Genomic DNA, 23103 nt, shown 5'->3' with positions numbered 1-23103 from the left:
CACGATGACTACTACACACGACGATGACTTGAATATCGTACGCAACCGCACCTTCGACCAGATCGCCATCGGCGACACGGCCAGCATCACGCGCACCCTGAGCATGGACGACATCGCCCTGTTCGCGGTGATGTCGGGCGACGACAACCCGCAGCACCTCGATACGGAATTTGCCGCCGCCACCCGCTACGAGGGCGTGATCGCCCACGGCATGTGGGGCGCGGCCCTCATTTCCGCCGTGCTGGGCACGCGCCTGCCCGGCGCCGGCACCGTCTACACGGGCCAGACCCTGCGCTTCTTGCAGCCCGTGCGCGTGGGCGATACCCTGGCCATCAGCGTCACCGTCACGGCGCTCGAGCCGCGTAACCGCCACGTGACCCTGGCTTGCCGCTGCGTCAACCAGCATGGCGCCGTGGTGCTCGATGGCGAGGCGCAGGTGATCGCGCCCGCCGAGCAGATCGAACGCAAGCGCGCCACCTTGCCTGAAGTGCGCCTGCATAACGGCGACGGCACGCGGCGCCTGCTCGAGCACGCGCGCACCCTGGGCCCGATCAGGGTGGCCGTGATCCACCCCTGCGATGAACTGAGCCTGTCGGGTGCGCTTGACGCCTATGCGGCCGGCCTGATCACGCCCGTGCTGGTGGCGCCGCGCGCGCGCCTGGAAGCCGTGGCGCTGGAGGCGGGCCTGAGCTTGGCCGGCATCGCCATCGAAGACGTCGAACATAGCCATGCGGCCGCCGCACGCGGCGCCGAACTGGCGGGCAAGGGCGAAGTCGAAGCGCTGATGAAGGGTAGCCTGCACACGGATGAACTGATGTCGGCCGTGCTGTCGGCCAGCGCCGGCCTGCGCACCAAGCGCCGCATCAGCCACTGCTTCCTGATGCAGACACCCGCGTACCCGCGCCCCTTCATCATCACGGATGCGGCCATCAATATCGCGCCCAACCTGGCCATGAAGGCCGACATCGTGCGCAACGCCATCGACCTGGCGCACGTGATCGGCGTGGCCCGCCCGCGCGTGGCCATTCTGGCCGCCGTGGAAACGGTGAATGCGGACATGCCCGCCACCCTGGACGCGGCCGCCCTGTGCAAGATGGCCGACCGTGGCCAGATCACGGGCGCCATCCTCGACGGCCCGCTGGCTTTCGACAATGCCGTCTCGATCGCCGCCGCCACCGTCAAGGGCATCGTCTCGGAAGTGGCGGGCCGCGCCGACATCTTGCTCGTGCCCGACCTGGAAAGCGGCAACATGCTGGCCAAGCAGCTCGAATACATGGGCGACGCGGACAGCGCCGGCATCGTGCTGGGCGCGAAGATTCCCGTCATCCTCACCAGCCGCGCCGATTCGCGCGCCAGCCGCATCGCCTCGTGCGCCATCGCCGTGATGCTGGCCAACCATTACCGGAGCACGCCGCCATGAACGCAGCAGTCCAACATGCCGATGGCGCCCTGATCCTGGTGCTCAATTGCGGTTCGTCGAGCATCAAGTTCGCCCTGTTCGAACAAAGCGGCGGCGTGCTGCCGCAGCAGGCGCAATGGAGCGGCAAGGTCGAAGGCATCGGCCGTGAAAACGCCACCTACCGCGCCGGCGGCCTGCCTGCCGTCGCCTTGCAGCTGGACCCGGAGCAGCCGCATCACGCGGCGCTCGAATACATCCGCGCGCAAGTGGTGGCGCAGCTGGAGGGGCGCCACTTGCGCGCCGTCGCGCACCGCGTGGTGCATGGCGGCAGCAAGTATTTCGCGCCCGTGCGCATCGATTTTGCCGTGCTGGCCGACCTGAAAAGCTATGTGCCGCTCGCGCCCCTGCACCAGCCGTTCGCGCTCGAGGCGATCGAGGTGCTGCTCGAGTCGCGGCCCGACATCGCCCAGGTGGCGTGCTTCGACACGGCCTTCCACCACACGGTGCCGCAGGTCGAGCAGATGCTGGCCTTGCCATACGATGCGTGGGAGCGGGGCTTGCGCCGCTATGGCTTCCATGGCCTGTCGTACGAATACCAGTCGCTGGTGCTGGAGCAGCGCTTCGGCTCAGTCGCGCGCGGCAAGGTCATCGTCGCCCACCTGGGCAGCGGCGCCAGCCTGTGCGCCATGGACAATTTGCACAGCGTGGCCACCACCATGGGCTTTTCCGCGCTCGACGGCCTGATGATGGGCACGCGCTGCGGTTCGCTCGACCCGGGCGCCGTGATCTACCTGATGGAGATCGAAAAACTGTCGCTGGAAAAAGTGGCGCACGTGCTGTACCACGAGTCGGGCTTGCTGGGCGTGTCGGGCGTGTCGGCCGACCCACCCATCTTGCTGGCGCAGCAGGACCGGCAGGACGCGACGGGCGAACGCATCCGCGCCGCGCTGGATTTGTACATCCGCCGCATCGTGCGCGAGATCGGCGCCCTGACGGCCGTGCTGGGTGGGCTGGACATGCTGGTGTTTACGGCCGGTATCGGCGAGCACAGCGCCGAACTGCGCCAGCGCATTTGCGCCGAGCTGGGATTCATCGGCCCCGTGCTCGATGCGGATGCCAATGCGCGCAATGCCAGCCTTATTTCCACGCCGGATAGCCGCATCGTCGTGGGCGTGGAGCCGGCCAACGAGGAGTGGGTGGCGGCCCGCCACGCGGCGCTGGCCGTGGGCGCCTGAGGTTGTTGGATGCATTGGCGCGCTCAAGGGGAAATTTGCCGAAATGAACATATTTCCCCTTGAGTGCGCTAACGCACTGTGGGGAGTGCCAGTTATCTTTACTATGAAGTCATGCCATCGCGCTACCTCAAGAAACAGCGCGGTGCCTGGCAAATTTGGAACATTTTGCCCGCCTTTAGTAAAAATAACTCGAATCCATATTGAAAGGTCTCATCATGAACAAATTACTCGCCACCCTGATCGCCACCCTGTTCGCCACCGCCGCCATCGCGCAAACGGCGCCAGTCACCCCAGCCGTTGCCAGCGCCCAGGCGTCTGCGCAGCATGACATCAACAAGGCCGCCAACAAGGAAGCCAAAGTCGATGCCAAGGCTGACGCGAACGTCGCCAAGGCGGAAATGAAGGCCGACGAAAAGAAAGCCGACGCCCAGCACAAGGCAAATAAAACCAAGGCCAAGGCCCACGACAAAGTGGTCGACGCCGATCCGGAAGACAAAATGAAGGCGCAGGCCAAGGCTGACAAGGCCGCGGCCAAAGCCGATGCGAAAGCGCACAAGGCCGCCGTGAATGCGGATGCCAAAGTGGCCAAGGAAAAAGTGGAAGCGAACCAGGATAAAGCCATTGCCGCCACCAAGACGGAAGAAGCCAAGGCCAAGGCCGACGCTGAAGTCAAGGCCGCCGCCGCCAAGTAATGCACCGTTTGCGGGCTTCGGCCTGCAAGCCCCAAAGACAGCTTCGGCTGTCTTTTTTTTCGTCCGCCACTTTTCCCTGGCGCCGTTTGCCAGTCTTGATCTGCCGCAAATGCTCCTCTTTTCGCCGTGCCATAGTGAATTGGCAAACAGACGAAGGGAGACATCATGAGCACCGCTAAAACGAAAAAATCGCCGGCTACCGGTTCGGCGGAAGGCGCGCCGGTCATGTCCGCCATGCAGGCCATGCCCGTCGAGGGCGATGTGCAGGCCGTCGCCGAGGCGGCGGGCGGCGACGCCATGCAGGGACCGCGCCTGGGCGTGTCGTACGCGGACCAGGCGGCGCTCGGCCAGGGCGCGACGGCCGCGAACGCCGGCGACATGCCGGGTGGTGGCATGCAGCAGGCATCGCAGGCCATGGCCGGCGCCAGTTGCATGCAGGTGGGAGTTGGCGGTGGCATGGGCGGCGATGGTGGCGGCAGTGGCGGCATGGGCGGCGGCGGTGATGGGGGGCAGGGCGGCGGCACGCCGCAGACGCGCACCTGCGCCACGATGGACGTGCACCGCCGTTTGCTGAGCGAAGATCCGTCGTACGCGAGCGTGCGCGCCGATATCGAAAACCTGGCAGGGCTTTACGAGGGCGACGCCAGTATTGCCGGGCGTTCCGGCGTGACGCACATCCCGGTGGTGGTGCACGTGGTGTGGAATACGGCCGCGCAGAATATCTCGGATGCGCAGGTCGCCAGCCAGATCGATGTCCTCAATCGTGACTTCCGGCGCGTCAACCCGGACGTCAACAGCACGCCGGCGCCGTTCCTGCCGCTGACGGCCGATGCGCGCGTGGAGTTCGCGCTGGCCACGATCGACCCGCATGGCGCGGCCACCAGCGGCATCGAGCGGCGCCAGACGACGGTGGCCTCGTTTGGCGCCGACGATGCCGTCAAGTCGCAGGCGACGGGCGGCATGGATGCCTGGCCGGCCGACAGCTACCTCAATATATGGGTCTGCCAGCTCGGCGGCGGCTTGCTCGGTTACGCGCAGTTTCCCGGCGGCCCGGCCGCCACCGACGGCGTCGTGATCCTGCAATCAGCGTTTGGCACGACCGGCACGGCGGCGCCGCCGTTTCACCTGGGACGCACGGCCACGCATGAAATCGGCCACTGGCTGAACCTGAACCATATCTGGGGCGACGACGGCACCGGATGCTCGGGCACGGACAACGTGGCCGACACGCCGAACCAGGGAGGGCCGAACACGGGCCAGCCCGCGTTTCCCCAGGTGTCGTGCAATAACGGACCGAATGGCGACATGTTCATGAACTACATGGATTATGTCGACGATCCCGCCATGTTCATGTTCACGGCCGGCCAGGTGGCGCGCATGCAGGCCTGTCTCGATGGCCCGCGCGCCAGCATCGGCACGGGAGGAGCGGGCACGGGCGCCACGCCGCGCCAGAGTTCCTCGCCCGTCGTGGCCTGGGGCGCGAACCGTCTCGACGTGTTCGTGGTGGGCACCGACCGCGCCCTGTACCACAAGGCCTGGAATGGCACGGCCTGGGGGCCATCCGTCACCGGCTACGAAGCGCAAGGCGGCATCTGCACCAGTGCGCCGCAGGTGGTGTCGTGGGGACCGAACCGTCTCGACGTGTTCGTTACGGGCACCGACAGCGGCTTGTTCCACAAATGGTGGAACGGTACGGCCTGGGGACCGTCGCTGACCGGCTATGAAGCGATGGGCGGCTTGTGCGTGGGCGACCCGCGCGCCGTGGCCTGGGGACCGAACCGCCTCGACGTGTTTGTCGTCGGCACGGACCGTGGCCTGTATCACAAATGGTGGAACGGGTCCGCCTGGGGGCCGTCGCTGACGGGGTACGAAGCCATGGGCGGTCTGTGCCTGGGCCAGCCGGAAGCCGTGGCGTGGGGGCCGAACCGCCTCGATGTCTTCGTCATCGGCACGGACCGGGCCCTGTACCACAAGTGGTGGAACGGCACGGCCTGGGGGCCATCGCTGACGGGCTATGAGCGGCTGGGCGGCATCTGCACCTCGTCGCCGAAAGCGGTGGCGTGGGGACCGAACCGCCTCGACGTCTTCGTCACGGGCACCGATGGCGCGCTGTATCATAAATGGTGGGATGGCGCGAAATGGGGGCCGTCCATCGACGGCTTCGAGCGCCTGGGCGGCGTTTGCGTGGGCGAGGTGGAAGCCGTGTCGTGGGCGCCCGACCGGCTCGACCTGTTCGTCATCGGCACGGACAGCGCCCTGTATCACAAGGCCTGGAATGGCACGGCCTGGTCGCCTTCCCTGACGGGCTTTGACAACCTGGGTGGCGTGTGCACTTCGCGGCCGCGCGCCACGGCCTGGGCGCCGAACCGCCTCGACGTCTTTGTCACGGGCACGAATGGCGCACTGTTCCACAAGGCGTGGAACGGCACGGCCTGGTCGCCCTCCGTGAGCGGTTATGAAAGCCTGGGCGGCGTGGTATCGTGCTTCTGAGGGAGGGATCGCCATGCATGGCATGACAACGGCACTGCCCAGCGGCAGCTGGACGCACTCGTTCGAGGAGGATGCGGACGGTATCGAGGTGTACCGGCCCACGGCCACGTTTGCCTTTCCTCCCAGCCGCAAGGGGCGCAAGGTGCTGGAATTCGGCGCGCCGGCCGGCTCCCAAGCGCAAGGGGCGGCGACCTTGACGTCGATGTTGCCCGGCCCCGACGACCGGCCCCGCGCCGGCCCCGTGACCCGGCTCGTGCCCCTGGGCATGGGCCGCTATGCGCTCGGTGATGGCGCCGGGGCACAGGACGTGATCGACATCGTCGAAGCGACGCCCGACGTGCTGCGCCTGTCGCGGCGTTAAGCCTGGCCGCGCAGCTTGTGCGCAAGCGCCGTGCGGTTGCCCACGTCCAGCTTCTGATAGATCGCGTGCAGCTGGTTGCGCACGGTGGCCGGCGACTTGCCCAGTTCCCTGGCGATGCTTTTGTAGGGCAGACCTTCGGCCGCCATGGCCGCCACCAGCCGCTCGGCCGGGGTCAAACGCTGCATGGCGACCTGCCTGAAACGTTGTTTGTCATCGCTGTTCTCCTGTCCGTGGACGGCATGCCGGTGGCATGCCTGCAGGGATAACGAAAACGCGGCGCGTATTTGTAAAACTATTTTTCCCGCGGTGATAGGCGAAAAAAAAGACAGGCGAACCTGTCTTTTTTGTATGGCGCGATGCCGGTCAGCCGATGGCCGCCATCGACACCGGTTTCAGCTTGGCCGCCAGCGCCTTGCCCTTCTTGGCGCGCTTGCCGAAGTGGTCGGCCAGGGCCGTGGCGCCCAGCGACGCATCCTGCGGTTTCGACGCCCGGCCGATGCCCGAGACGACCACGCCGCGCTGGGTGATCGGCTGCACGGCCAGCAGCTTGTCCTTGGCGTCGAGATCGATCAGCTTGACGCCGGTGCCGCCCTTGGACAGGGTTTTCATTTCATCGAGGCCGAACACCAGCAGGCGCGCGCCTTCCGTCAGGCAGGCAAGGGCGCTGGCCGCCTCGGGGATGACCTTCGGTTCGAGCGGCAGGTCGCCGTCGTCCAGGGTGATGAAGGCCTTGCCCCCTTTCAGGCGGCTGACCATGTCGCCCGCCTTGGCGATGAAGCCGTAGCCGGCGCTCGACGCCAGCAGCAAATTGGTGGCGCCATTGCCCGCAAAGTAGTGCAAGATGCGCACGGCGTTGCCCGGGGTGCCGCCGCTCAGGTCGCACAAGGTCGTGATCGGCACGCCGTCGCCGCGCGCGTTGGGCAGCGCCGAGACGGGAACCGAGTAAATCTTGCCGTTGTTGCCAAAGCCCAGCAGGGTGTCGACCGTGCGGCACTCGAAGGCGCCATGCAGGCTGTCGCCCGCCTTGAACGTGAATTGCGCCGCATCGTGGCCGATGCCGGTACGCGCGCGCACCCAGCCTTTTTCCGAAATGATGACGGTGACGGGTTCGTCGACGACCTTCTGCTCGGCCACGGCCTTTTGCGCTTCCTCGATCAGGGTGCGGCGCGCGTCGCCGAATTGCTTGGCATCCGCTTCGATTTCGCGGATGATGGCGCGCTTCATCGAACCCGGGTTGTCGAGCAGGTCCTGCAGCGATTTTTCTTCCTTGCGCAGCTCGGCCAATTCCTGCTGGATCTTGATCGTTTCCAGGCGCGCCAGCTGGCGCAGACGGATTTCCAGGATGTCGTCGGCCTGGCGTTCGGACAGATTGAACGCGTCGATCAGGGCCGCCTTCGGTTCATCCGAATTGCGGATGATCTGGATCACCTTGTCGATATTGAGCAGGATCGCTTCGCGCCCTTCCAGGATATGGATGCGGTCCTTGACCTTGCCCAGTTTGTAGCCGGTGCGGCGGGTGACGGTCTCGAAGCGGAAGTCGATCCACTCGCGCAGGATGTCGCCCAGGCCCTTCTGGCGCGGACGGCCGTCGCCGCCTATCATCACCAGGTTGATCGAGGTCGACGATTCGAGCGAGGTGTGCGCCAGCAGCATCAGCATGAATTCCGTCTGGTCCTGGTTCTTCGACTTCGGCTCGAACACGAGGCGTACAGGCGCGGCGCGGCCCGATTCGTCGCGGATGGTGTCGAGCGAATTGAGGATCAGCGCCTTCAGGGCCACCTGTTCCGGCGACAGGGCCTTCTTGCCCAGCTTGATCTTCGGATTCGTCAGTTCCTCGATTTCTTCCAGCACTTTTTGCGATGAGGTGCCCGGCGGCAGTTCCGTCACGACGGCTTGCCACTGGCCGCGCGCCAGTTCCTCGATCTTCCAGCGCGCGCGCACCTTCATGCTGCCACGGCCGCTCGCGTACATGTCCTGGATTTGCGATGGCGGCGTGATGATCTGGCCGCCGCCGGGGAAGTCGGGGCCGGGCATGATGGCCATCAGCTCGGCGTGCGTGATCTTCGGATCGCGGATCATGGCGACGGCTGCTTTCGCCACTTCCGTCAGGTTGTGCGACGGGATTTCCGTCGCCAGGCCCACGGCGATGCCGGAGGCGCCGTTCAGCAGCACCATCGGCAGGCGCGCCGGCAGCAGCTTCGGTTCTTCCGTCGAACCGTCGTAGTTGGGCTGGAAATCCACCGTGCCCATGCCGATTTCATCCATCAGCAGCTTGGCGATCGGCGTCAGACGCGCTTCCGTGTAACGCATGGCCGCGGCGCCGTCGCCGTCGCGCGAGCCGAAGTTGCCCTGGCCATCGATCAGTGGGTAGCGCAGCGAGAAATCCTGCGCCATGCGCACGAGCGCGTCGTACACGGACTGGTCGCCGTGCGGATGCAATTTACCGAGCACGTCGCCGACGACGGCCGCCGATTTGCGGGGCTTCGCGGTGGAATTCAGACCCAGCTCGTTCATCGCATACAGGATGCGGCGCTGCACGGGCTTCTGGCCATCGCAGACGTCGGGCAGGGCGCGGCCCTTGACGACGGAGATGGCGTAATCGAGATAGGCGCGCTCGGCAAAGGTGGACAGGGTCAGCGCTTCGCCGTCGAATACCGGTTCATCCGGCTCGATTGGCTCAGGCTGGGCATCGTCAAATAAATTGGTTTGTGTGGACATGGCGCTTGTTTCGGTGTTGAGTGGTTGCGGTTGAATTCGTGGGGCCGATTATGACAGCCTGGATTTGGAAAAGGACTTGCCGTACGTCAGATACATGTAGCGCAAGGTCAGATACAGCACGGCCAGGGTCAGTTCGACGCTGTGATGCATCATCGGCATGGCGCGGATGGCAGGGGCGTGGCCGGCCAGTACAAAGCTGGCGAGGGACGGCACCAGCACGACCGGCCAGATCGTCTTCCATTTGAAATCGGTGGGGGAAAACAGCAAGCCGGCGCACGACCAGGCATACAGCGCGGCGCCCACGAGGGCGGCCGGCAACTGCTGCACATACAACAAGGACAGCAAGCCCGCACAGCCGATCAGCCATGCGGCGCGCAAGCGGGGCAAGAGCGCCTCGGGGAAGCCGCAATCGCCATACAGGCCGGTGGCGCTGCGCAAGGCCAGCGCCGCCAGGCAAAATATCAATGGCATGGCATCGCCGATGGCCAGCGCGGAAGGGCCTTTGCCGCTCATGAACATGGCCGCGAACAGCGACAGGCCCAGACACAGGAGCAGCAGCATGCCATGCAGCAGCTGGCGGTTCATCGCATACGCGAGCAGGGCGGATGCGCACAAGCCGGCGGCGGTAACGAGGCGCATGGTGTCGTTGCGCTCGGGCAGGAACAGCAGCAGTGCCAGCACGAGGTAGGGCGCGATCCAGCCCAGTTGCCGCAAGCCGGGCCGCTGCCACAGCACGGGCAGGCGGTCCTGCAGCGCCTCGTGCAGCGTGTCGAATCGGGTGAACAGGGATGCCGGCCAGCGCAAGGCATGCATGGCCAGCAGGGAAAAGGCGAGCGCCTGGAAGCCCAGCAGGCTGGTATAGGCCGCCGTGTCGCCGAGCTTGAAGCCGGCCGCATCGAGCACGCCCGCGAGCATGAAGTGCAGCACGAAACCGAGGCCGCCCGAGGCCAGCGCCGTCTGCTTGAAGTAGCGTTTGGCATGGACGGCCTGTTCCCACCGCTCGAACAGGTCCGTATCGAGCTTGTACGCCAGCATCTCGCCGTGCTGCCAGCGTATCGCGTGCAGCAGCTCGCGCAGCTGCAGCGTGAATTTTTGGTCGAACAGCTGGCGCGCGTAGGCCGACGGCGGCTGCTGCGACGTGATGCAGTCCAAGCCCGGGTAGCTGTCGCGGTTGTCGCTGAAATGGGCGAACGAGCGGTCGGCCCGGTAGCGCTGCACGGCGCTGCGCACCAGGTCTCCATGGCTGCGCGCCAGGTAGGAAAAATCACGGTCCCAGCCCAGATGCTCGAACAGGGCCTGGCGCAGCGCCAGCTCATAGCCGGCGCTGGCGCAATAGCGCAGCGCGCACAGCTCGAATTCCTCGCGCACGTCGAGGTTCAGCATGGCGTCGTCCTGCAGGATGCCGGCCAGTACCTCGCCGGCATCCGCATGCCGCGCGAGCGCCAGGCAGCCTTGCCACAGATTGGCCGCTTCCTGGACAGGATCGATGGCGACCACGCCCCATAGTTCCGGCGGTGGCGCGGGTTCCCGGGCAATGACGCCCCACAGTTCCGCAGGCGGCTCCTGCGCTTCCTGCGCGGGTTCGTCGACGATGCCCCACAGCTCGGCCGTTTCCATGGCCGGCGTTTCCACCGTTACCGTTTCGGCTTCGGCCGTTTGCGCTTCCGGAAACTCCTCGGCAAACAGGTGTGCATGGCGCAGCGCGTATTCATACGCGTCGCGCAGCTCCTGGAAGGCGGCAGGATTGTCTTCGGGACGCGTCACCTTCAGGCGTTTCGCATACGCGCGCTTGAGGGCGCGCTCGTCGCCCGTCGGCTCGGTGCCCAGGATTGCCCACAGGCTGCGCTGCCCCTTGTCCATGCCGCCGTCCATCTACAGGAAGCTCTCGCTCTCGACCTGGCGCAGCACCTCGTCGAGCGCCTGGCGGGCCTTGCGGATGGTGTTCGGGTCCTGCGTCTCCAGCGCGGCCTGGAAATTGGCCGTGTGCGCCGCCAGATACTGGCGCACGTCGCCCAGCGACTGTTCGTACAGGCGGTCGGCGCGCGTGACCAGGGTGCGGTTTTCCAGCTGCTCGCGCGGGTGGATCTTCAGGTCGGCCAGTTCCGCAAAGCGCTGCTCGATCTGTTCCGGCGTCATCACGCCCGCGTTGTCGCTGATGATCATCTTGTGGCGCTCCTGCGTGGCCAGCACCGTTACTTCCGCTTCCAGCACGCCGCTGATGTCATAGGTGAAGCGCACGTCGATGCCGATCTCGCCCGCCTTTTTCGCGGGGATCGGGAAGCTGATCTTGCCAAGGAAAACGTTGTCGGCCACCAGGCGCGACTCGCCCTGGAAGATCGCCACGTTGATTTCCTTCTGGTTGTCGTGGATGGTGGTGATGTTTTCCGTGCGCGAGACGGGCACCACGGAATTGCGCTCGATGATGGGCAGGTAATGGCCGCCTTCATACTGGTTCGGGCCGACCTGGCGTGAGATCGAAATGCCCAGCGAATACGGCGCCACATCCGTCATGACCACTTCGTCCAGGGCCGCGTCGCGCATTTTCAGGCCCGCCTGCACGGCGGCGCCCAGCGCCACGGCTTCGTCCGGATCCAAGTGGATGGCGGGGAAGCGGCCGAACATGCGCGAGACGAGTTTGCGCACCAGCGGCATGCGCGTGGCGCCGCCGGCCAGTACCACTTCATTCAATTCCGCGGCGCGGATGGTGGCGTCGCGCAGCGCCCGTTCCACGGGCAGGCGCAGGCGCGCCAGCAGCGGCTCGCACAATTGCGCCAGCTTGTCTTCGCCGATCTCCCAGCTGTATTCCCTGTCCTGGTAGCGCGTGGCCATGCGCACGGACGGCTGCTCCGACAGCAGTCGCTTGACGCGCTCGGCCTCGTCACGCAGCAGCTGCTGCTGGCGCGGGTCGAGCAGGCGGCTGCCGACGGCGTCGCGCAGGCCGCTGCCTTCCATGAAAGCGTCGACCAGCACGGTGACGAAGTCTTCGCCGCCGAGGAAATTGTCGCCGGCCGAGGCGCGCACTTCCATCACGCCTTCGAACAGTTCCAGGATCGACACGTCGAAGGTGCCGCCGCCCAGGTCGAAGACGAGGAATTTGCTTTCCTGTTCCTTGTCGCGGATGCCGTAGGCCAGCGCGGCGGCCGTCGGCTCGTTCAGCAACCGCTCCACGCGCAAGCCCGCCAACTGGCCGGCGATGCGCGTGGCCTTGCGCTGCGCATCGCTGAAATACGCAGGCACGGTGATGATGGCTTCCTCGACCTTGTGACCCAAAAAGGCTTCGGCATCTTCCTTCAGCGCGCGCAGCACCATCGACGACAGTTCTTCCGGGCGGAATTGCTGCGTGCCGAGGGCGATCTTCTTTTCACTGCCCATGTAGCGCTTGAAGACGGCCGCCGTCAGCTGCGGGTGCGTCTGCAGGCGTTCGCGCGCGGCGCGGCCCACCAGCACGGTGCCGTCGTCATCGATGCTCACGCACGATGGCGTCAGGTGCTCGCCGAGCGCATTCGGGATGATGGCAGCCTTGCCGTCGCGCCAGATGGCGACCAGGCTGTTGGTGGTGCCCAGGTCGATGCCGATGATCATCAGATATCCGCCTCCGCCTCATTGCCGTGTTCCTCGATCCAGGCGCGGCGTCCGGCCGCCTCGCCCTTGCCCATCAACATATTGAAACGGGAAGCCGAAGCCATGTGGTCGACTTCACCCAAGGTCACGGGCAGCAAACGGCGCGTGTCCGGGTTCATCGTCGTTTCCCACAGCTGCTCCGCGTTCATCTCGCCCAGGCCCTTGAAGCGCGAGATCGACCAGGCGCCCTGTTTCACGCCTTCCTTGCGCAGCTTGTCCTCGATGGCCACCAGTTCGCCATCGTCGAGCGCATAGATTTTCTGGATCGGCTTCTTGCCGCGCGCGGGCGCGTCGACCCGGTACAAAGGCGGGCGGGCGATGCAGATGTGGCCCTTGTTGATCAGGGCAGGGAAGTGCTTGAAGAACAAGGTCAGCAGCAGTACCTGGATGTGCGAGCCGTCCACGTCCGCGTCGGACAGGATGCAGATCTTGCCGTAGCGCAGGCCGGACAGGTCGGGTGTATCGCCCACGCTGTGCGGATCGACGCCGATGGCCACGGCGATATCGTGGATTTCGTTATTGGCGAACAGGCGGTCGCGGTCCGTCTCCCACGAGTTCAAGACCTTGCCGCGCAGGGGCAGAATCGCCTGGAATTCCTTGTCGCGGCCCATCTTGGCCGAACCGCCCGCCGAGTCGCCCTCGACGAGGAACAGTTCATTGCGCGCGATGTCCGACGATTCGCAGTCGGTCAGCTTGCCGGGCAGGACGGCGACGCCCGACGATTTTTTCTTTTCCACTTTTTGCAGCGAACGCTGGCGCGACTGCGCCTGCTTGATCACGAGTTCGGCCAGCTTCTTGCCGTAGTCGACGTGCTGGTTCAGCCACAGTTCCAGCGGCGGCTTGGTGAAGGTCGAGACGAGGCGCACGGCGTCGCGCGAGTTCAGGCGCTCCTTGATCTGGCCCTGGAATTGCGGGTCCAGCACTTTCGCCGACAGCACGAAGGAGGCGCGCGCAAACACGTCTTCGGGCAGCAGCTTCACGCCCTTGGGCAGCAGCGAGTGCATTTCGACGAAGTTTTTCACGGCGCCGAACAGGCCGTCGCGCAAGCCCGATTCGTGCGTGCCGCCATTCGAGGTGGGAATGAGGTTGACATACGATTCGCGCACGATGGCGCCTTCTTCCGTCCATGCGACCACCCAGGCCGCGCCTTCGCCTTCGGCAAAGCCTTCCGAGTCCGGGCCCGCGTACTGCGCGCCTTCGAACAGGGGAATCAGGGTTTCGCCATTCGATACCTGCGCCAGCGTTTCGGTCAGGTAGCCGCGCAAGCCTTCCGCATACTGCCAGGTCTGCGTGTCGCCCGTTTTCGCGTTGGTCAAGGTGACGGTGACGCCCGGCAGCAGCACGGCTTTCGAGCGCAGCAGGCGTTGCAGTTCCGTTTGCGAGATGTTCGGCGAATCAAAGTATTTTGCATCGGGCCAGGCCGTGACGCGCGTGCCCGACTTCTTCCCGTCGCGCGGGGCGGGACGGGAATTCAGGGGTTCGATCACGTCGCCATGCGCAAACACCATGTGGTGCAAGCCATTGCCGTCGCTTTCCTTGCGCCAGACGGTGATTTCCAGGCGCGAGGACAGCGCATTGGTGACGGATACGCCGACGCCATGCAAGCCGCCCGAGAACGCGTAGGCGCCGCCCGAACCCTTGTCGAACTTGCCGCCCGCATGCAGCCTTGTAAACACGATTTCCACGGTCGGCACGCCTTCTTCCGGGTGCAGGCCGACGGGGATGCCGCGGCCATTGTCTTCCACGGTGATGCTGCCATCCGTGTTTTGCGTGACGGCGATATGCGTGCAATGACCGCCCAGCGCCTCGTCGGAGGCATTGTCGATCACTTCCTGAATGATGTGCAGCGGATTTTCAGTGCGGGTGTACATCCCCGGGCGCTGCTTGACGGGTTCCAGTCCTTTCAGGACACGGATGGATGATTCGCTGTAGTCGGATGCTGGTTTTTTAGTGGCCATACGTGTTCAAGCTAAGTAAAGACAGTGGTTGGAACGCCTGGCCAGGGCACTGCGGGCGCAATGACAGCGGCGGCGATAACTGTATGAATATACAGTATATCCCGTCCGGCGTCACTGGGGGAGGGCAGTGCGGCAGGCCAGGCGTCCTTGTGCGGACGCTCGCGCATTCTATCTTGATCGGCGGGCAATAGCGCTACTCCAAGGCAACAACGGTGCGCCGCGCGCGTGGTTTTGCGCCAATTGTGCTGGATTTTATGCGGTAAAGCCCCCGTTTTTACATCTTGTTTACAGCCGCCTCCCCAGTCTTTACGAATTTTTTAGACCCTTTTGGCTAATCTGCTCACTATCAAAACAAACCTGAATGAGGGTGGGAATGGATCTCGTGTATCTCGGCTTGATTGCCGTGTTTTTCGTCCTGGCGGCCGGCTTTGCCGTCGCCTGCGACAAATTAGGGAGCGTCAAATGAACGCGTTTTATGTGCTGGGCGCCGTCGTCTCGGCTGGCCTGCTCGTGTACCTGCTGGTGGCGCTGCTGAAGGCGGAGGAACTGTGATGACGACGCAATCGATACTGTTATTGGTGGCTTTCCTGGCCGTGCTGCTGGCCGCCGGCTATCCGCTGGGCCTGTACATGGCCAAGGTGGCCGGCGATGCGCCCGTACGCGGCCTGGGCTGGCTGCAAAAGCTGGAAAACCTGCTGTACCGCTGGTCCGGCCTGCCCGCCGACAAGGCCATGGGCTGGAAAAGCTATGCCATCGCCCTGATCGTCTTTAACACCGTGGGCGCGGTCTTCGTCTACGGCCTGCAGCGCCTGCAGGGCTTTTTACCGTTGAATCCACAGGGCCTGGGCGCCGTCAGCCCCGATTCCTCGTTCAATACCACCGTCAGCTTCGTCGCCAATACCAACTGGCAGGGCTACGGCGGCGAACAGACCATGAGCTACCTGACCCAGATGCTGGGCATGGCGTGCCAGAACTTCTTTTCGGCGGCCACCGGCATCGCCGTGATCTTCGCGCTGGTGCGCGGCTTCGCCTCGCGCTCGGGCAAATCGATCGGCAATTTCTGGGTCGACCTGGTGCGCTCGACCCTGTATATCCTGCTGCCGCTGTCCCTGGCCCTGTCCGTCGTCTTCATGGGCGAAGGCATGATCCAGAATTTTTCCGCCTACAAGGAGGTGACCCTGCTCGACCACGTGGCGTATGAAACGCCGAAGCTGACGGCCGACGGCCAGCCCGTGCTGGACACTGCCGGCAAGCCCGTGATGGAAGCGCAAGTGGCGACGACGCAGACGATCGCCATGGGCCCCGTCGCGTCGCAGGAATCGATCAAGCTGCTGGGCACGAATGGCGGCGGCTTCTTCAACGCCAATTCCTCGCATCCGTATGAAAACCCCACCGTGCTGTCGAACTTCCTGCAGATGCTGGCCATCTTCATCATCCCCGCCGGCCTGTGTTTCACCTTCGGCAGCATGGTGGGCGACCTGCGCCAGGGGTGGGCCGTGCTGGCCGCCATGACCCTGATCTTCGTCGTCATGTCGGCCGGCGTGATGAGCGCCGAGCAGCAGGCCAATCCCGCCCTGCAAGCGCTGGGCGTGGACCAGCAGGCCAGCAGCCTGCAATCGGGCGGCAATATGGAAGGCAAGGAAACGCGCTTCGGCATCAGCTCCTCGACCCTGTTCGCGGCGGTGACGACGGCCGCATCGTGCGGCGCCGTCAACTCCATGCACGACTCCTACATGCCCTTGGGCGGCATGGTGCCGCTGCTGCTGATGCAGTTCGGCGAAGTGATTTTCGGCGGCGTGGGCACGGGCCTGTACGGCATGCTGATGTTCGCCATCCTGGCCGTTTTCATCGCCGGCCTGATGATAGGGCGCACGCCTGAATACCTGGGCAAGAAAATCCAGGCCTATGAAATGAAGATGGTGTCGCTGGCCATCCTGATTACGCCAGCCCTGGTCTTGACGGGTACGGCGATCGCCGTGATGGTCGAACCGGGCAAGATCGGCGTGGCCAACCCGGGCGCGCATGGCTTTTCCGAAATCCTGTATGCCTTCACGTCGGCCGCCAACAACAACGGCAGCGCGTTTGCGGGCCTGTCCGCCAACACGCCGTTCTACAACGTGATGCTGGCGATCGCCATGTGGTTCGGCCGTTTCGGCGTGATCGTGCCCGTGCTGGCGGTGGCCGGTTCGCTGGCGGCCAAGCAGCGCCTGTCGGCCAATGCCGGCACCATGCCCACGCACGGCCCCATGTTCATCGGCCTGCTGATCGGCGTCGTCGTGCTCGTCGGTGTATTGAATTACGTTCCCGCGCTGGCCCTGGGCCCGATCGTCGAACACCTGCAACTTTTCACCAGAGGCTAATAAAATGTCACGCACAAGCCTGACCTTGTTCGATTCCGCACTGATCGGCCCCGCCGTCGTCGATGCGTTCAAAAAACTCGACCCCCGCACGCAGTGGCGCAGCCCCGTGATGTTCGTCGTCTACGTGGGCAGCATCATCACGACCCTGCTGGCGACCCAGGCCGGGATCAGCGGTGGCCAGGGCGAAGCGCCGTTCGGCTTCATCGTCGCCGTCGCCGTGTGGCTGTGGTTTACCGTGCTGTTCGCGAACTTTGCCGAAGCGCTGGCCGAAGGCCGCAGCAAGGCGCAGGCGGCCTCGCTGCGCGCCCTCAAGCAGACGGTGATGGCAAAGAAAATGCAGACGCCAAAATACGGCACCTCCTGGCTGCCCACGCCGGCCACCGATCTGCGCAAAGGCATGACGGTGCTGGTCGAAGCCGGTGACGTGATTCCCGCCGACGGCGAAGTGACGGCGGGCGTGGCTTCCGTCGACGAAAGCGCCATCACGGGCGAATCGGCGCCCGTCATCCGCGAGTCGGGCGGCGACTTTTCCGCCGTCACGGGCGGCACCCGCGTGCTGTCGGACTGGCTGCTGGTGCGCGTCTCCGTCAATCCCGGAGAAGCCTTCATCGACCGCATGATCGCCATGGTCGAAGGCGCCAAGCGCCAGAAGACGCCGAACGAGATCGCCCTGACGATTCTGCTGGTGGCCCTGTCGATCGTCTTCCTGATCGTCACCGTGACCCTGCTGCCGTATTCGCTGTTTTCCGTGGCGGCGGCCGGCAGTGGCACGCCCGTGACGATCACGGTGCTGATCGCGTTGCTCGTATGCCTGATCCCGACCACCATCGGCGGTCTGTTGTCCGCCATCGGCGTGGCCGGCATGAGCCGCATGATGCAGGCCAATGTGATCGCCACGTCGGGCCGCGCCGTGGAAGCGGCCGGCGACGTCGACGTGTTGCTGCTCGATAAAACGGGCACCATCACCCTGGGCAACCGCCAGGCGTCGAGCTTCGTGCCGGCTCCCGGCGTGACGGAGCAGCAGCTGGCCGACGCGGCGCAGCTGGCTTCGCTGGCCGATGAAACGCCGGAAGGGCGTAGCATCGTCGTGCTGGCCAAGCAGAAGTTCAACATCCGCGAACGCGAGATGGCCAGCCTGCACGCCACCTTCGTGCCCTTCACGGCGCAAACGCGCATGAGCGGCGTCGATATCGCGGGCGAGCAGCAGGTGCGCCAGCTGCGCAAGGGCGCGGCCGATTCCATGAAAAAGTATGTGGAAGCGCTGGGCCAGCCGTATCCCGATGAAGTGGCGCGCGCCGTCGACGACATCGCGCGCCGCGGCAGCACGCCGCTGGTGGTGGTCGACGATGGCCGTGTCATGGGCGCCGTGGAACTGAAGGATATCGTCAAGGGCGGCATCAAGGAGCGCTTCGCGGAACTGCGCCGCATGGGCATCAAGACCGTCATGATCACGGGCGACAACAAGCTGACGGCGGCCGCCATTGCCGCCGAAGCGGGCGTGGACGATTTCCTCGCCGAAGCGACGCCGGAAGACAAGCTCAAACTGATACGCAGCTACCAGTCCGAAGGCCGCCTGGTGGCGATGACGGGCGACGGCACCAACGATGCGCCCGCGCTGGCCCAGGCCGACGTGGCCGTGGCCATGAACTCGGGCACGCAGGCGGCCAAGGAGGCGGGCAATATGGTCGACCTCGATTCGAATCCGACCAAGCTGCTGGAAATCGTTGAAATCGGCAAGCAGATGCTGATGACGCGCGGCTCGCTGACGACGTTCTCGATCTCGAACGACATCGCCAAGTACTTCGCCATCATCCCGGCCGCCTTCGTGGGCACTTATCCGCAATTGAAGGCGCTGGACATCATGCACCTGGCCAGCCCCGCGTCGGCCATCATGTCGGCCGTGATTTTCAATGCCCTGATCATCGTCGTGCTGATTCCGCTGGCGCTCAAGGGCGTGCAATACCGGGCCATCGGCGCGGCCAGCCTGTTGCGCCGCAACCTGCTGATCTATGGCCTGGGCGGCATCGTCCTGCCCTTCATCGGCATCAAGCTGATCGACATGCTGCTGTCCGCACTCAATTTAGTCTAAAGGAACCATCATGAGCACCATCGTACGTCCCGCCCTGGTCCTGTTTGCCGCGCTGACCGTGATCTGTGGCGTTGTCTACCCCTTCGCCGCGACCGGCATCGGACAGCTGGCTTTCAACGATGAAGTCAACGGCAGCATCGTCGAGCGTGGCGGAAAACCTGTCGGCTCGTCCCTGATCGGCCAGTCCTTCACCTCGCCCAAGTATTTCTGGGGCCGTCCATCGGCCACCGCGCCGATGGCGAACAACGGCGCCGGTTCGGGCGGCTCCAACCAGGGACCGACCAATCCGGCCCTGGTGGACGCCGTCAAGGCGCGCATCGCCGCCCTGAAGGAAGCCGACCCGGGTAACCGCAATCCGATTCCCGTCGACCTGGTGACGGCGTCGGGCAGCGGCCTGGATCCGGAAATCAGCCTGGCCGGCGCCCTGTACCAGGCGCCGCGCGTGGCCCGCGTGCGCGCCATGCCGCTGGCGCAGGTGGAAAACGCCATCGCCAAGGTGCAGAAGACCGCGTATATCGGCTTTTTCGGCGAACCGCGCGTGAATGTGCTGGAACTGAATCTGGCGCTCGATGCGGCTGCAAAGTAAGATGATACCGGGGTCAGACCCGTCGGGCCTGACCCCAGCCCTTGTTCTTGGGCTAATCGACAATTAAAAGATGCCCATGCTCCCCAACGACAGCCAACGCCCCGACCCTGATGCCCTGCTGGCGCAAGTGCAGGCGCAGGAAAAGAAAGCCGCGCGCGGCCGGCTGCGCATTTATTTTGGCGCTTCGGCCGGTGTCGGCAAGACCTATGCGATGCTGGCCGCCGCCCGTAAGCTGCTGGCCGATGGCCAGGACTTGCTGGTGGGCGTGGTGGAGACGCATGGGCGCCAGGATACGGCGGCCCAGCTGGACGGCTTGCCCGTGCTGCCCCTGAAGGCCATCGAGTACCGGGGCAAGACCCTGTACGAGTTCGACCTCGACGAAGCGTTGCGCCGCGCGCCGTCGTTGATACTGATGGATGAACTGGCCCACTCGAACGTGGCCGGTTCGCGCCATCCGAAACGCTGGCAGGATGTCGAGGAATTGCTGGCGGCCGGCATCGACGTGCTGTCGACCGTGAACGTGCAGCACCTGGAAAGCCTGAACGACGTGGTGGGCGGGATCACGGGCGTGCGCGTGGCCGAAACCCTGCCCGACACGGTATTCGACCGCGCCGACGAAGTGGTGCTGGTCGATATCCCCGCCGACGAACTGCTGCGCCGCCTGAAGCAGGGCAAGGTGTATCAACCGCTGCAGGCCGAGCGCGCGTCGCAGCATTTTTTCCGCAAGGGCAATCTGATCGCCTTGCGCGAATTGGCCTTGCGCCGCACGGCGGACCGGGTGCAGGACGACGTGCAAGCGTACCGTGTCGAAAAATCGATCAATCCCGTGTGGAAGACGGGCGCCGCGCTGCTGGCCTGCGTGGGACCGCACGCGGGGGGCGAACACGTGATCCGCAGCACGGCGCGCCTGGCCAGCCAGCTGAACGCGGAATGGCATGCGCTGTACGTGGAAACGCCGCGTTTGCAGCGCCTGCCGGCGGGCCAGCGCGAGCGTATTTTGAAAACCCTGAAACTGGCGCAGGACCTGGGCGCGCGCACTGCCATCGTGCCGTCGGCCGACATCGCCGGCGCCGTGGTCGAGTATGCGCGCAGCGCGAATATCTCGAAAGTCATCGTGGGCCGTGGCCGTGCCAACTTCAATGCGCTGGCGCGCCTGTGGCAGGCGCCGCCGGCCGCGCGCATGGCCAGCCTGGCGCCCGATATCGATCTGATCGAAGTGGGCTTGCCGCCAGCCGATGCGGCGCCCCGGCGCGCAGCCGGCGACGATGCGGAAGCGCCGCGCCGGCCATCGCGCCATTGGCGCTACATCCTGGCCGCCGGCGCCAGCCTGGCCACGGCCCTTGCCTTGCTCCCCTTGCAGCCCTATCTGGACCTGGCCAATATCGCCATGCTGTCCCTGCTGACGGTGGTGCTGGTGGCCGTGCGCCTGGGGCGCGGGCCGGCGGCGCTGGCCAGCCTGGTGGGCGTGGCCAGCTTCGATTTCATCTTCGTGCCGCCCCGTTTCTCGTTTGCCGTGGGCGATTTCCAGTATGTGATCACGTTTGGCGTGATGCTGGCCGTGGGCCTGATCACGGGCCACCTGACGGCGGGCCTGCGCTTCCAGGCGCGCGTGGCCTCGCACCGCGAAGCGCGCGCCCGCGCCCTGTATGAATTCTCGCGCGAGCTGTCCGGCGTGCTGCAGACGGAGCAGATTTTCGACATCACGAAAAGCGCCATCGAACGGGCTTTCCGCGCACGCGCCACCCTGCTGCTGCCCGATGATGAAGGCAGCTTGCAAGCTGCGAACGGCGGAGAGGCGCTCGATATCGGCATCGCCCAGTGGGCCTTCGACCATGCGCAGGCGGCGGGGACGGGCACCGATACCTTGCCGGCGTCGCCCATTTTCTACCTGCCGCTGATCGCACCGATGCGCACGCGCGGCGTGCTGGCGCTGCTGCCGCTCGAGGGCGCGCAGCGCGGACGCTGGCTGCTGGTGCCGGAACAGCGCCAGCACCTCGATACCTTTGCCGCCCTGGCGGCCATCGCGCTCGAGCGCGTGCACTACATCGACGTGGCCCAGGGCGCGCTGCTGCAGATGGAGTCCGAGCGGCTGCGCAATTCGCTGCTGGCGGCCCTGTCGCACGACTTGCGCACCCCTTTGACGTCGCTGGTGGGGCTGGCCGAATCGCTGGCTTTGTCCCGGCCTGCGCTGTCGCCCGCGCAGCTGGACATGGCGCGCTCGCTGCAGTCCGAAACCGTGCGCATGAGCGCCCTGGTGGCGAACTTGCTGGACATGGCGCGCATCGAGAGCGGCCAGGTACGCCTGAATCTGCAATGGCAGGCGCTGGAAGAAGTGGTGGGCAGCGCGCTGCGCGCCAGCGGCCCGCAATTGCAGCAGCATGCCGTGCTGACGCAGCTGGCGCCGGACTTGCCGCTGGTGCGCTACGACGCCGTGCTGGTCGAGCGCGTGCTGTGCAACCTGCTGGAAAACGCGGCCAAGTACACGCCGCCCGGCAGCACCATCACGGTCGCGGCCGGGGTGCATGGCCAGTTTTTGCAGGTAACGGTGCTGGATGACGGCCCGGGCTTGCCGCCCGGCCGCGAAGAAGCCATCTTTGAAAAATTCACGCGCGGCGAGCGCGAATCGAACAAGCCGGGTGTCGGGCTGGGGCTGGCCATTTGCCGCGCCATCGTCGAAGCCCACGGCGGCACCATCCACGCGCAGCCGCACGCGCCGGGACAGGGCGCCGCCATCGTCTTCAGCCTGCCGCTGGGCACGCCCCCGGCGCCGCCGGAGCTCGAACTCGATGACGCGAACGACTTTGAAACAGGAAAACCAATATGAACGAACCTTCCGCCACCGCCTTGCTGGTCGAGGATGAACCGCAGATCCGCCGCTTCGTGCGCGCCGCGCTGGAAGACGAGGGCTGGCAGATTTTCGAATCGGCCACCATGCAGCGGGGCTTGATCGATGCGGGCACGCGCCGGCCCGACCTGATCGTGCTGGACCTGGGGCTGCCCGATGGCGACGGCATCGATTTCATCGCCGACATCCGCAAATGGTCGGCCGTGCCCATCATCGTGCTGTCGGCGCGCGTCGACGAGCAGGACAAGATCCGTGCGCTCGACGCGGGCGCGGACGACTATCTGAGCAAGCCGTTCGGCGTGGGCGAATTGCTGGCCCGCGTGCGCGCCACCCTGCGCCGCCAGCGCCAGCCTGCCGCCAGCGACGACGGCGTGGTGCAGTTCGGCGACGTGCGCGTCGACCTGAAGGACCGGCTGGTGACGCGCAACAGGCAGCTGGTGCACATGACGCCGACGGAATTCCGTTTGCTGTCCGTGCTCGTGAAAAACGCGGGCAGGGTGGTCACCAATCCGCAGCTGCTGCGCGAAGTGTGGGGGCCGTCGAACAGTGAAAACGGCCACTACCTGCGCATCTACATGGGCCATCTGCGCCAGAAGCTGGAAGCCGATCCGGCCCAGCCGCAGTACCTGCTGACGGAAACGGCCGTCGGCTACCGGCTGTTGCTGCCGCTCTAAGACCTTTTATGCCCCCTGTTTGAAAACAGGCGCCGCGCGCACCAGGGGGACGCTTTACCCAAAATTTTGCAGCGG

General features: G+C 65.3%; 16 protein-coding genes. 11 read left to right on the top strand and 5 right to left on the bottom strand.

Features of this window, described 5'->3' with window-relative positions; all coding sequences use genetic code 11:
• Positions 1-4 precede the first annotated feature (4 nt).
• The 5 genes from BLU39_RS07580 (at position 5) to BLU39_RS07560 (ending at position 6177) form a co-directional block, all read left to right on the top strand.
• Complete coding sequence (locus tag BLU39_RS07580; RefSeq protein WP_092711582.1) at positions 5-1420, top strand: bifunctional enoyl-CoA hydratase/phosphate acetyltransferase; 1416 nt, start codon at positions 5-7, stop codon at positions 1418-1420.
• A complete protein-coding gene (locus BLU39_RS07575) occupies positions 1417-2634 on the top strand; it encodes an acetate/propionate family kinase (RefSeq protein ID WP_092711580.1) in 1218 nt (405 codons plus the stop codon). Before BLU39_RS07580 ends, BLU39_RS07575 begins: the two co-directional genes overlap by 4 nt.
• Before the next feature lie 215 nt (positions 2635-2849).
• The gene (locus BLU39_RS07570; protein ID WP_092711578.1) at positions 2850-3326 is read left to right on the top strand and encodes a hypothetical protein; all 477 of its coding nucleotides are present in this window, start codon (positions 2850-2852) and stop codon (positions 3324-3326) included.
• Positions 3327-3491: 165 nt separating this feature from the next.
• Entirely contained in the window at positions 3492-5816 is a 2325-nt protein-coding gene (locus BLU39_RS07565) for a DUF8189 domain-containing protein (protein ID WP_217635055.1), read from the top strand.
• 13 nt (positions 5817-5829) lie between these two features.
• Positions 5830-6177, top strand: coding sequence for a hypothetical protein (locus BLU39_RS07560; protein WP_139178199.1), 348 nt, complete (start codon positions 5830-5832; stop codon positions 6175-6177).
• Here the strand turns inward: BLU39_RS07560 and BLU39_RS07555 are convergent.
• The 5 genes from BLU39_RS07555 to BLU39_RS07535 form a co-directional block, all read right to left on the bottom strand.
• A complete protein-coding gene (locus BLU39_RS07555) occupies positions 6174-6362 on the bottom strand; it encodes a helix-turn-helix domain-containing protein (protein WP_072455022.1) in 189 nt (62 codons plus the stop codon). The genes BLU39_RS07560 and BLU39_RS07555 overlap by 4 nt on opposite strands.
• Positions 6363-6540: 178 nt before the next feature.
• A complete protein-coding gene (gene parC / locus BLU39_RS07550) occupies positions 6541-8895 on the bottom strand; it encodes a DNA topoisomerase IV subunit A (RefSeq protein ID WP_092711574.1) in 2355 nt (784 codons plus the stop codon).
• Between the two features lie 48 nt (positions 8896-8943).
• Positions 8944-10755, bottom strand: coding sequence for a J domain-containing protein (locus BLU39_RS07545; protein WP_139178197.1), 1812 nt, complete (start codon positions 10753-10755; stop codon positions 8944-8946).
• Between the two features lie 12 nt (positions 10756-10767).
• Complete coding sequence (locus tag BLU39_RS07540) at positions 10768-12477, bottom strand: molecular chaperone HscC (protein ID WP_092711570.1); 1710 nt, start codon at positions 12475-12477, stop codon at positions 10768-10770.
• Entirely contained in the window at positions 12477-14474 is a 1998-nt protein-coding gene (locus BLU39_RS07535; RefSeq protein ID WP_092711568.1) for a DNA topoisomerase IV subunit B, read from the bottom strand. The genes BLU39_RS07540 and BLU39_RS07535 overlap by 1 nt, the downstream gene beginning before the upstream one ends.
• A gap of 462 nt (positions 14475-14936) precedes the next feature.
• On the opposite strand from BLU39_RS07535, the gene kdpF reads away from it, so the two are divergent.
• From kdpF to kdpE, 6 genes are all read left to right on the top strand, one after another.
• Complete coding sequence (kdpF, locus tag BLU39_RS07530; RefSeq protein ID WP_034746483.1) at positions 14937-15026, top strand: K(+)-transporting ATPase subunit F; 90 nt, start codon at positions 14937-14939, stop codon at positions 15024-15026.
• On the top strand, positions 15026-16834 hold the full coding sequence (gene kdpA / locus BLU39_RS07525) for a potassium-transporting ATPase subunit KdpA (RefSeq protein WP_092711566.1): 1809 nt from the start codon (positions 15026-15028) through the stop codon (positions 16832-16834). The genes kdpF and kdpA overlap by 1 nt, the downstream gene beginning before the upstream one ends.
• 4 nt (positions 16835-16838) lie before the next feature.
• Positions 16839-18923, top strand: coding sequence for a potassium-transporting ATPase subunit KdpB (kdpB, locus tag BLU39_RS07520; protein WP_092711564.1), 2085 nt, complete (start codon positions 16839-16841; stop codon positions 18921-18923).
• A 10-nt stretch (positions 18924-18933) separates the two neighbouring features.
• The gene (kdpC, locus tag BLU39_RS07515) at positions 18934-19509 is read left to right on the top strand and encodes a potassium-transporting ATPase subunit KdpC (RefSeq protein WP_092711562.1); all 576 of its coding nucleotides are present in this window, start codon (positions 18934-18936) and stop codon (positions 19507-19509) included.
• Positions 19510-19585: 76 nt separating this feature from the next.
• Positions 19586-22333, top strand: a complete 2748-nt coding sequence (locus tag BLU39_RS07510; RefSeq protein WP_092711560.1) for a DUF4118 domain-containing protein — start codon at positions 19586-19588, stop codon at positions 22331-22333.
• Positions 22330-23028 (top strand): two-component system response regulator KdpE, encoded by a 699-nt coding sequence (gene kdpE / locus BLU39_RS07505; RefSeq protein WP_092711558.1) that lies wholly within the window; start codon positions 22330-22332, stop codon positions 23026-23028. The genes BLU39_RS07510 and kdpE overlap by 4 nt, the downstream gene beginning before the upstream one ends.
• Positions 23029-23103 lie beyond the last annotated feature (75 nt).

It is taken from the genome of Janthinobacterium sp. OK676, from assembly GCF_900103595.1.
Classification (GTDB): Bacteria; Pseudomonadota; Gammaproteobacteria; order Burkholderiales; family Burkholderiaceae_D; genus Janthinobacterium.
Note: the sequence above shows the minus strand (reverse complement) of the source record. Positions and strands in the feature narration are given on the sequence as shown.

What these genes read in the sequence shown, in the direction of transcription:
- BLU39_RS07580 (WP_092711582.1), top strand. Translation starts at nt 5, where the DNA reads ATGACTACTACACACGACGATGACTTGAATATCGTACGCAACCGCACC.
- BLU39_RS07575 (WP_092711580.1), top strand. Translation starts at nt 1,417, where the DNA reads ATGAACGCAGCAGTCCAACATGCCGATGGCGCCCTGATCCTGGTGCTC.
- BLU39_RS07570 (WP_092711578.1), top strand. Translation starts at nt 2,850, where the DNA reads ATGAACAAATTACTCGCCACCCTGATCGCCACCCTGTTCGCCACCGCC.
- BLU39_RS07565 (WP_217635055.1), top strand. Translation starts at nt 3,492, where the DNA reads ATGAGCACCGCTAAAACGAAAAAATCGCCGGCTACCGGTTCGGCGGAA.
- BLU39_RS07560 (WP_139178199.1), top strand. Translation starts at nt 5,830, where the DNA reads ATGCATGGCATGACAACGGCACTGCCCAGCGGCAGCTGGACGCACTCG.
- BLU39_RS07555 (WP_072455022.1), bottom strand. Translation starts at nt 6,362, where the DNA reads ATGCAGCGTTTGACCCCGGCCGAGCGGCTGGTGGCGGCCATGGCGGCC.
- parC (WP_092711574.1), bottom strand. Translation starts at nt 8,895, where the DNA reads ATGTCCACACAAACCAATTTATTTGACGATGCCCAGCCTGAGCCAATC.
- BLU39_RS07545 (WP_139178197.1), bottom strand. Translation starts at nt 10,755, where the DNA reads ATGGACAAGGGGCAGCGCAGCCTGTGGGCAATCCTGGGCACCGAGCCG.
- BLU39_RS07540 (WP_092711570.1), bottom strand. Translation starts at nt 12,477, where the DNA reads ATGATCATCGGCATCGACCTGGGCACCACCAACAGCCTGGTCGCCATC.
- BLU39_RS07535 (WP_092711568.1), bottom strand. Translation starts at nt 14,474, where the DNA reads ATGGCCACTAAAAAACCAGCATCCGACTACAGCGAATCATCCATCCGT.
- kdpF (WP_034746483.1), top strand. Translation starts at nt 14,937, where the DNA reads ATGAACGCGTTTTATGTGCTGGGCGCCGTCGTCTCGGCTGGCCTGCTC.
- kdpA (WP_092711566.1), top strand. Translation starts at nt 15,026, where the DNA reads ATGACGACGCAATCGATACTGTTATTGGTGGCTTTCCTGGCCGTGCTG.
- kdpB (WP_092711564.1), top strand. Translation starts at nt 16,839, where the DNA reads ATGTCACGCACAAGCCTGACCTTGTTCGATTCCGCACTGATCGGCCCC.
- kdpC (WP_092711562.1), top strand. Translation starts at nt 18,934, where the DNA reads ATGAGCACCATCGTACGTCCCGCCCTGGTCCTGTTTGCCGCGCTGACC.
- BLU39_RS07510 (WP_092711560.1), top strand. Translation starts at nt 19,586, where the DNA reads ATGCTCCCCAACGACAGCCAACGCCCCGACCCTGATGCCCTGCTGGCG.
- kdpE (WP_092711558.1), top strand. Translation starts at nt 22,330, where the DNA reads ATGAACGAACCTTCCGCCACCGCCTTGCTGGTCGAGGATGAACCGCAG.